The organism is Armatimonadota bacterium, assembly GCA_017993055.1.
GTDB lineage: Bacteria > Armatimonadota > UBA5829 > DTJY01 > DTJY01 > JAGONM01.
Window position 1 is genome coordinate 1 of the sequence record JAGONM010000064.1, and the last position, 9,506, is coordinate 9,506.

8 protein-coding genes and 1 tRNA gene are annotated in these 9,506 nt (G+C 63.0%); 6 read left to right on the forward strand and 3 right to left on the reverse strand.

What is annotated here, in order from left to right; genetic code table 11:
* Window positions 1-204 precede the first annotated feature (204 nt).
* From KBC96_15035 to KBC96_15055, 5 genes are all read left to right on the forward strand, one after another.
* Window positions 205-999 (forward strand): HAD-IIA family hydrolase, encoded by a 795-nt coding sequence (locus KBC96_15035; protein ID MBP6965707.1) that lies wholly within the window; start codon window positions 205-207, stop codon window positions 997-999.
* The gene (thiD, locus tag KBC96_15040) at window positions 992-1,777 is read left to right on the forward strand and encodes a bifunctional hydroxymethylpyrimidine kinase/phosphomethylpyrimidine kinase (GenBank protein MBP6965708.1); all 786 of its coding nucleotides are present in this window, start codon (window positions 992-994) and stop codon (window positions 1,775-1,777) included. The genes KBC96_15035 and thiD overlap by 8 nt, the downstream gene beginning before the upstream one ends.
* An 82-nt stretch (window positions 1,778-1,859) precedes the next feature.
* A complete protein-coding gene (locus KBC96_15045; GenBank protein MBP6965709.1) occupies window positions 1,860-3,464 on the forward strand; it encodes a CTP synthase in 1,605 nt (534 codons plus the stop codon).
* A gap of 134 nt (window positions 3,465-3,598) precedes the next feature.
* Window positions 3,599-4,516, forward strand: coding sequence for an AEC family transporter (locus KBC96_15050; protein MBP6965710.1), 918 nt, complete (start codon window positions 3,599-3,601; stop codon window positions 4,514-4,516).
* A 97-nt stretch (window positions 4,517-4,613) separates the two neighbouring features.
* Complete coding sequence (locus KBC96_15055; GenBank protein ID MBP6965711.1) at window positions 4,614-4,805, forward strand: hypothetical protein; 192 nt, start codon at window positions 4,614-4,616, stop codon at window positions 4,803-4,805.
* On the opposite strand, the gene KBC96_15060 is transcribed toward KBC96_15055, so the two are convergent.
* Window positions 4,787-6,826: a hypothetical protein gene (locus KBC96_15060; protein ID MBP6965712.1), complete on the reverse strand. Its 2,040-nt coding sequence runs from the start codon at window positions 6,824-6,826 to the stop codon at window positions 4,787-4,789. The two genes, KBC96_15055 and KBC96_15060, sit on opposite strands and share 19 nt — an antisense overlap.
* A 163-nt stretch (window positions 6,827-6,989) precedes the next feature.
* Between KBC96_15060 and KBC96_15065 the strand changes: the two genes are divergently transcribed.
* Entirely contained in the window at window positions 6,990-7,925 is a 936-nt protein-coding gene (locus KBC96_15065; protein MBP6965713.1) for a DUF4349 domain-containing protein, read from the forward strand.
* Window positions 7,926-7,949: 24 nt separating this feature from the next.
* Here the strand turns inward: KBC96_15065 and KBC96_15070 are convergent, their stop codons facing one another.
* Together KBC96_15070 and KBC96_15075 are read right to left on the reverse strand one after the other, a co-directional pair.
* Window positions 7,950-8,405, reverse strand: a complete 456-nt coding sequence (locus KBC96_15070) for a lytic transglycosylase domain-containing protein (GenBank protein ID MBP6965714.1) — start codon at window positions 8,403-8,405, stop codon at window positions 7,950-7,952.
* Between the two features lie 640 nt (window positions 8,406-9,045).
* Window positions 9,046-9,137, reverse strand: a tRNA-Ser gene (locus tag KBC96_15075).
* Between the last annotated feature and the right edge of the window lie 369 nt (window positions 9,138-9,506).

A 9,506-nucleotide genomic window follows, 5' to 3' on the forward strand; every position in this document is an offset into this window, starting at 1 on the left:
GAGCGCGTGCAGAAGGCGAAGCGCGCCCGCCAGAAAGCCCTGGAAGCGCTGGCGGCATAGTGATGAAAATCAAGTCCGCGAGACACGAGCCCAAAACAAATGTACACACTCCAGCAGGAGTGACCTCACCCTCCCGCGCCGATTGACGCCCGCGGCGGAGGCGTGCTAGAATGTGCCTACATCAGATAGACAGGTGGGCACACTTTGGCTGTCAGGACGTTCGTCTTCGACCTCGACGGAGTCGTCTACCGCGGGGAACAGCCTCTCCCGGGCGCGGCGGATACGATCCGGTCACTCCGGCAACTCGGCCATCAGGTCTTCTTCTTCACCAATAACTCCAGCAAGTCCCGACCGTTCTACCAGGAGAAGCTCCAGCGCATGGATATCCCCGCGGATGTCGAGCACATCATGACCGCGGGTTACGCTGCCGCGCTCTACCTTCTTGAGACCGGGGCGAAGGGGGCTTCCGTGCTCGCGATCGGGGAGTTCGGCCTGCTGGGCGAACTCGAAGCGGCCGGCATGGAGCTGACTGATGAGGAGCCGGTAGACTACGTCGTAGTCGGCATAGACCGCAAGTTCAACTACGACACGCTGGTCAAAGCCCAGCATGCGATCCTTCACGGCGCACGGTTCATCGCCACGAATCCCGACACGACCTATCCGCTCGAGGGCGGCCGCATCGTTCCCGGCAACGGGGCACTGGTAGCGGCGATTCAGGCGGCGTCCGGTGTAGAGCCGATCATGATCGGGAAGCCCGAGACGCCTGCGATGCACGAGATTCTCGAGCTGGCCCACGCGACTGCAGCGGATACGGTCGTCGTGGGCGACCGACTGGACACCGACATCCAAGCCGGCAACCGCATCGGCGCGACGACGGTGCTGGTGCTGACCGGTATCACCACGCAGGCGGAAGCCGAGGCAGCGCAAGGTGACTCCAAACCGCATTTCGTCATCGAGCGGTTGCCCGATCTGCTCAACGTCTTGGGGATAAATGACTGACAAAGCGGCGGCCAGGGTCTTGACGATCGCGGGTTCGGATCCGAGCGCGGGGGCCGGCATCCAGGCCGACCTGCGGGTCTTCGAGCGGCTGGGATGCTACGGCATGACGGTCGTGACCGCCGTTACGGCGCAGAATACCGTCGGGGTGCAGAAGATCCACAAGGTGCCGCCGAGGATCATCGCCGCTCAGATCGACTCGGTGATGCGCGACGTGGGCGCGGACGCCTGCAAGATCGGCATGCTCTACACTCAGCAGGCGGTGGATGTCGTGTCGGAACGCATTGACCGGCGCGAGATATCGAACGTCGTGCTCGACCCCGTGATCGCCGCGAAGGACGGCACACGTCTTCTCTCCGGCAAGGGGATTGAGCGGATGAAGCGCCGGCTGATCCGGCGGTGTCTCGTCGTGACGCCGAACGCAGTCGAGGCCGGCATCCTGTCGGGCGTGGAGGTGCGGTCGGTGACGGAGCTCAGGGAAGCCGCCGGGGTGATACACGGCTACGGATGCGGGTACGTCCTTGCGAAAGGTGGGCATCTCGACGGAGAGGCGACGGACGTGCTTTTCGACGGCAAGGAGTTCGTCGAACTCCCGGCGCTCCGCATCGAAGGCCCGCCGATGCACGGGACCGGATGCGCGTTCTCAGCGGCGCTGGCGGCGCGCATAGCACTGGGCGACGATGTGCCGGCTGCTGCCCGGTTCGCGAAAGGCTTCGTGGCGGACCTCATCAAGTCCGCCGTCAACATCGGCAGAGGCAGCCGTCTGTGGCGTATGCATTGATGGGCTCGGTCTCCAAAGGAGACCCGACTGTGGGCGTGGAATAGTCACTGGGTTTTATGACAAAGGCATGAGGGGGAATGGCATGACAAAGTTCATTTTCGTGACGGGGGGCGTAGTTTCGTCAATCGGCAAGGGGATCACGGCCGCGTCGCTCGGGAGGCTGTTGAAGAACCGCGGCTTCAAGGTGACGATGCAGAAACTCGATCCTTACATCAACGTGGACGCGGGAACGATGAATCCGTTCCAGCACGGCGAGGTGTTCGTCACCAACGACGGGGCCGAGACCGATCTGGACCTCGGGCATTACGAGCGATTCGTGGACGTCGAACTCACCCGCGAGTCGAACGTGACTACCGGCACGATCTACGGCGCCGTCATCGAGAAGGAGCGTCGGGGCGACTACCTCGGCGGAACCGTGCAGGTGATCCCCCACATCACCGACGAGATCAAGCTGAGGATTCGCAGGTGCGCCGCCGATGCCAGTGCGGATGTGGCCGTCGTCGAGATAGGGGGCACCGTCGGCGACATCGAGGGCCTGCCTTTCCTCGAGGCGATCCGCCAGTTCAAGAAGGATGTCGGAGCCGAGAACGTGCTCTACATCCACGTTACCCTCATACCCTTCGTCGGCCCGTGGGGCGAGGTCAAGACCAAGCCGACCCAGCACAGCGTCATCAAGCTGCGCGAAATCGGCATCCACCCCGATATCCTCGTGTGTCGCTCGAAGCTCCCGCTTAGCGACGACATGAAGGAGAAGATATCGCTCTTCTGCGACGTCGAGAAGGAAGCGGTCATCGAAGCGCTCGACACGGAGTGCATCTACGATATCCCCCTCAAATTCGAATCGCTTGGGATGGCGGAACTAGTCGTCCAGAGGCTGCGCCTGGAGGACGGCCATCCCGACCTGAGCGAGTGGGAGAGCATCGTAGACATGATCAAGAAGCCCAAGCGCAAGACGACGGTCGCCGTCGTCGGCAAGTACGTCGCGAACGGCGATGCCTACATCAGCATCGGCGAGGCGGTCAAGCACGGCGGCGTGGCAAACAACGCCGGCATCAACATCAAGTGGATTGATTCCGAGGACATTGAAGAGCAGGGGCCTGACGCGCTTCTAGGCGACGCGAACGGCATCATCGTCGCCGGCGGATTCGGCGGCCGCGGCGTCGAGGGCAAGATCGCGGCGGTGAAGTACGCGCGCGAGAAGCAGATCCCCTTCCTCGGTCTCTGCTACGGGCTCCAGATGGCCGTGATCGAGTACGCGAGGCACGTGTGCGGACTCGACTGCGCGAACACCGAGGAGGTGTGCCCGGACGGTCCTCACTCCGTCATCCATCTGCTCCCGGAGCAGGAGGGAGTCAGGGCGAAGGGCGGCACGATGCGCCTCGGCGTCTACCCGTGCCGGATCACCGAGGGCACCCTCGCCTGGAAGCTCTACGCCGACGAACTCGTCTACGAGCGCCACCGTCACCGGTTCGAGGTGAACAACGCTTACCGCGAGCAGTTGTCGGGGGCGGGGCTCACATTTTCCGGCCTCTCGCCGGACAACCGCCTGGTGGAGGTGATTGAGATCGCCGATCACCCCTACTTCATCGCGACCCAGTTTCACCCGGAGTTCAAGTCGCGTCCGAACCGCGCGCACCCGCTCTTCGCCGGCCTGGTGAAATCCGCTCTGCAGTGCAAGAGGTCGTAGAAACGCACGCTGTTCGCATTATTGCACGGAAGGGAGTTGAACTCCGCGACCTCGGCGCAGGGGGCGCAACCCCCTTGCGAGTCGCGCGGGCCGGAGTACAACTCCGGCCCGAACAACGATACGGGTGATTGCGCTTGTCTATCATAGGCACCGTCCTCTCCATATTCCTGCTGCTGTTCGCCGGCTATGCGATCAAGAAGGTCCGCATCATGAAGCCGGACGATGCGGAGATACTGAACACGGTCGTGTTGTATCTCACGCTGCCGGCGTTCATCTTCCAGGCGATCTATGGGTATCGCGGCCAACTCTCACTCGAGATAGCCAAGGTGCCGGTGTTCGGCTTTCTGGCGATGCTGGGTGTGATGCTCCTCGCGTGGCTGATCGGGCGGGCGCTTCGCCTTGACAAGTGCATGATCGGCGGGTTGATCGTCGTCAGCGCGTTCGGGAACACGGGGTTTCTGGGGTTTCCCGTCGTTCAGGCTGCGTTTCGCGACAAGGGGGCGCTCGTGACCGCCGTGATGTACGACGAACTGGCGATGGCCTTTCCACTGTACACGCTCGGCCTGTTCGTGACCGCTCTGTTCAGCGGGGAGAAGCTGAGCAGGGAGTTCATGCTGCGCGTCTTCAAGCTGCCGAGCATGTGGGCGATTCCGCTCGCGCTTATCCTGAGGCCGCATCCGCTTCCCCATCCGCTGCTCGACGCGATTCGGTACCTGTCGGACGGCACGATTCCCGTCGTGATGATCTCGCTCGGCCTGTCTCTGAGCGCGAGCAGGATCAAGGGGTATGCCGTCCCGGTGCTCGTCGCGTGCCTGTTGAAGATGGCGGTCCTGCCCTTCCTGACGCATCACACGATGGCTCTCGTCGGCGTGCGGGACACCATGCACCAGGTGACGGTGCTGGAGTCCGCAATGCCCCCGGCCATGATGTCGGCGGTGATCGCGGGGCGTTTCGGCAGGTGCGGCGGGTTCGCCACCAGCGCGATCTTCGTCGCCACCCTGCTCAGCCTCCTGACGATCCCGCTGACCCTTGTGATTCTCGGAGTAGGCTAGGGCGCGGGCGCGCCGATGCAGGCGTATCGCCGGAAGGTAGAGCGCCCGTCCGCATAGAACATGACAGCCAAGCCGAAGGAATCCGGAGGTATCAGGTATGCTGAAAGCACAGATCTTCCACGCAAATGCCCTGGACAAGCTTCCGAAGGTCCAGGAGCAGATCACCCAGCTGCTCGGGCACATAGGCGAGGGCGCGCTGGTGAGTGTGAACGCGACCGAGTTCGGCCCGGCCGGAACTCACGATTTCTACAGCTACACCGTCCTCGTCATCTACAGGGCGAAGGAGTAGCGTCCCTCCGGCAACTCGACCGACAGCGTTCGGCCGTCCCATCTCACCTTTGAGACCATGGCGGCCGTCTCCTGCGGGCCGGTTTCGGTCAGGAAGAGGAGCGCCCTGGCCGCGACCGTCTCTCCGGCCCTGAACTCGCGCGGCTGGGATGAGTACGACCCGTACAGGAAGTCCTCGCGCGCGCCGTTGCGGTTGTACTTGGGAACGTCGAGGTATACGAGTCCCCCGCTCGGAGCGATGACGCCGAGCCTGCCGTCTACATTGGCCCACTCGCCGGGGATGGCGATCGTCTGATCCGTCTCCGGGCCGACGACGACCTGCGATCCTCCACGGTGGAAGAGCGTCCGGCGGTCGCCGTTCAATTCGTCGTTCTCGATCCCGAATGGCGCGCCGATCTCCTGTTCGATCCTGACATCCTTCGCCGCCTTCACACGGTCGAGGTAGACGACCGCTCTGTCCCCGACGGATGCGAACAGCAGTTCCTGCTCGAGCGATTCTCCGTTGATGCTCAGCTTTCCCCGTGTCTCGAAGCCGCTGTCGAAACGCTTCCAGGTCCGCTCGATCACGGTCGTGCCTCTTGCGCTCGGATCGGCGATGGTGAAACTACCCACGAAGCCGTTGGTGATCGGCGTCGTGAAGTTGGGATTGTCGAGATGCCCCGGCCCCATCGGGATCACCTGGCCCATCACGAGGTTCTTCCACGAGAACGAGGCGAACTTGTTGTCGGTACGATGCGTGATCAGGTCCGTGTGCAGGTGCCGACGGACCCCGTCAACCGCGCGCCAGATGCGTTGAGCGGCGGCCGGATCGGAAACGGCGCGCCCGACGTACCTGTGATATAGCAGGGCGTATGCCGTACGCTCCGTCTGGATCGCATCTCGCGCGTACCCGAGACTCGACGCCGGCCCCGCAAGCCTGCCCGTGCCGTAGATGCGCTGCTGGTCCCTCATGCGCTGGGCGACCTGCTTCTCCATCTCCGCCGCAACCGGATCGCGCCCATAGACCGCCAGCCATGCCAGATAGTGGATATGGCTGTCCGAGTGAAGTTCCCAGTCCATGCCCTGAGGGAAGATCCATTCGCCGGACGGCTGCATGAACTCCTGCAGCGCCCACCAGTTGTCGAGCAGGTGATGCCCCGCGGCCTCGGGGACAGGGTTCCCGGCGTAGGCATAGAACAGCGCGCCCTGGCCGACCTCGGCGGGACTGACCATCGTGTAGCTGGGATGGAAGAACCCGTGGTTCTCGAGCAGGAAGTCCGGGTGCGTGTTGACCGCCGACACCCATTCGTTTACTGGTCTGCCGTCAACGACTGTCGTATTGCGAACGTCCTGCGGCGCGGAGATCGTGTTCATCATCCACTCTATTGACTTCTCCCGCCACCTCGCGGCGTTAGGGTGGTCCGGCAGCATGTTCGGCGCGAGGGAGATGAGAATCTGGTCCCAGCCGTTCTCCTCGGCCTTGGTGTCGCCGTATCGTTTTCCGCCCGGCCTGGCGTCCAGGAAGCGGTCGGCCTCGTATGCGACGACTCCTTCTACTGCCGACCACAGTTCGGCGTCGAGATCGTCCTTCAGTATCCACGCCGCGAAGCCCATGTTCGCCGCCCACATCGTTGACTGCCAGGAGTTGCCCCACTGCTTGCCGTCCACGCACTTGCCGTCGCCGGTGAGGTGGCTCATTGCGGCATATCGAACGCCCGCCAGCGCCCGGTCAACGTAGCGTTGCCGGGTCTTGTCATTCAGCGCGTTCGTCTCGTTCGCCAGGACGGCATAGACGAGCGCTGTGTTCGCCACCGCCCGGATTCCCTCGTTGCCGCCGCTGACGCCGTTGCCCCAGTACCCGGCCTCGGGGTCGTTCGGCGACTGCTTCCACGCGGTCTCCGCGAACCGGCTGAACTTCAGCAGCACGTCGGTATAGATGGCAAGCAGTTCCCGCTCGCAGAGATCGGGTTTGATGCTGTATGGATCGGATGCGTGCGTGGGCATCGCCGCGAGCAGCAGCAGGACAACGAGGATATGTTTCATCGTACTTCCCTTCTACGTTCTTCCAGCCAATACATGTTAGCGCAAGATGAGTGTCAAACCTGCAGGAGAAGGGCCATCCCCGGCGAAATGGAGTTCGATATGTGAAGCTTTCCGCGCGCACGCGGGTCATACGGTTGAGAACTCTCTGAGAGGAGTGTGTCGAATGAGCATTGCCTCGCGAATCATGAAGCCGTGGTTGTCATGGGTGGGTCTTGTCTGCCTGGTGCTCGTCGGTCTCGGCCTCGTCGGAGCGATCATCTTTCCGATGTTCGCCAAATCTCGTTCGCGGTTCGACAGAATGGCGAGTCTGCCTTCAAGCGAAATAATGATGCCTGCCCCCTTGCAGATGCGCGCGCCGAGTAAGACAGTTGCGGAGACAGCCACGCCATCCGTCATCGGCGCCGCGTGGGCGGCCTCTCCGCAGAGGATGATGATCTACACCGCCGACGTCTCGCTCGAAACCGGCGCGGTCGAGAAGGCTCACCGGGAGATCGCTGACATCGCGCGCAGGGCCGGCGGGTTTGTGACGGGTTCGGGGATCGAGAACTCCGACGGCAGGCTCTCCGCGAACGTCACCGTCCGGGTCCCGCAGAAGGAATACGCCTCCACCCTCGACGCGATCTGCAAGCTCGCCAAGGTGTTGAACCGCACTGAGAAGGGCGAGGACGTGACCGAGGAGTTCGTGGACCTCGAGTCCCGCCTGCGAAACCTCAAGCGCGAGGAGGAGGCGTTCCTCACGGTGCTCGGTAAGGCCTCGAGGATACCCGACATCCTAGCGGTCGAGCGCGAGCTCAGCCGGGTGAGGGGCGAGATCGAGACCGCCGAGGGGCGTCTGAAGTTCCTTGCGAACCGGATCGAGCTCTCCACCATCACGGTCAGCCTCGAGGAGCCTCAGCCGGTCGTGACTAGAATCGTGAAATGGGATGTCCGGAATACCGGCAAGGCCGCGGCCAACTCGCTGTCCGGGGTCTTCCGGGGGATCATGTCGCTCGTGATCTGGGCGGTCGTGTTCATCCCGTTCTGGCTGCTGGTCTGGTTGGTGGTCTGGATCGTGAAGGGGAGGATGCGCCGCAGAGGCCGGGCCGCACGCCCCGACTGATCCGCTTGAGCTTGGTACCGCAGTCTACTTTCCGCAGAGCGCGTTGTAGATGGCGGTCACCTTCGCGACGTAGTTCCGGGTCTCGCGGTAGGGCGGCACTCCGCGGTACTTCCTGACCGCGCCCGGACCGGCGTTGTACGCGGAGAGCGCGAGTGAGAGGTCGCCGTAGTTCTTCAGATGGCCGCTGATGATCTTCACGCAGCCCGCGATGTTCTGCTGGGGATCGTATGCGTCCGCCACGCCAAGCCCTCGCGCGGTGCCCGGCATAAGCTGTCCGAGGCCCATCGCGCCCTTCGGAGAGGTGGCCTTAACGTTGAAGTTCGACTCTGCGATGATCACGGCGACTATCAGCCTCGGGTCAACCCCGTAGTGCGCGCTGTAGCTCAGGATACTGATCGTGATCTCTTCGACCTCGCTCTTCGTGAGGCGAGGATTCAGCTTCGCGACGGCGTCCCGGTACGGCTCGTAGATGCTCATCATCCCTTCGGATGGGCGCGCCCCCCCGCGCGATGCGGGTTGCGGCCTGGCGGTCCGTTCCTTAGAGGGCTGAGGCTTTGCCGCGCTCGAAGCCTGCTCCTTCTTCGCGACCTCCCACTCCCATGCCGCCGCCCGGAGCTTCAGGTCGGAGAGCGAGACGATGCTCTTCGCTCCGACCTCCACCAGAGCGCGGACGGTGCTGCCGTTCTCAACGCATTCGGGAAGCGCCTCCGCGGAGATGATCAGCGATTCGCCGCCGCACGCGAGCACGAAACTGCTCGATCCCCCGGACCTGATGGTGCCGGAGACTGTGCCGCTCAGTTCGACGATGATGCCGATACGCTCGGAGGGGTTCTTCTTGATCTCGCCTATTGGGATCGCGGAAGCCTTGAGCGCCGATCTGATCTTGAGATAGTCGTCGGCGGTTGACGCTACCGCGATGCCCGCGGACGCCGCGAAAATCGCCGCTCCCAGCAATATGCTCAGTCGAGTCCGTGTGGACAATTCGTTCTCCCTTTCGCGCCTCGACGACGGGAGTCGTCAAGGGCGAAACATACACACACTAATCATCGGATGGTTCGGGGGATTGCTGTACGGTCTAGCCTGAAATGAGGCAGACCGGGTGTCCATCGCAGACGGGAAATGGCGGAGAGACCGGGATTCGAACCCGGGATGGAGTGTTACCCCCATAACCGCTTAGCAGGCGGCCGCTTTCGTCCACTCAGCCATCTCTCCGCGTGTCGGTCAACCCGATTCTACCACACCGGACCCCGGATTGCAACAGAAATCGTCGGGCGCGGAGACTTCTGCCTGATTGAGGTTTTGGCACGATTCGTGCAAGGTATGCATTGGAACAAATCGGCACGCCTGTTTGTCAGACCTGTAGGAGCGGCTTCCAAGCCGCGAAAGCACGGCAGTGCACTTTCGCTCTACTCAAGGAGGGTATCGAAGTGAGAGCTGTAAGAACAACGGGGGGGGATATTACTCGCGCTTCTCTGCCTGACCGCCGGTATAGGACAAGCGGCGATGGACTACGCCGCCGGCCCCGGCACGATCGGGTACGCACTCACTCAGCCTGACGGAGCGCGCGCGAGCCTCACGATG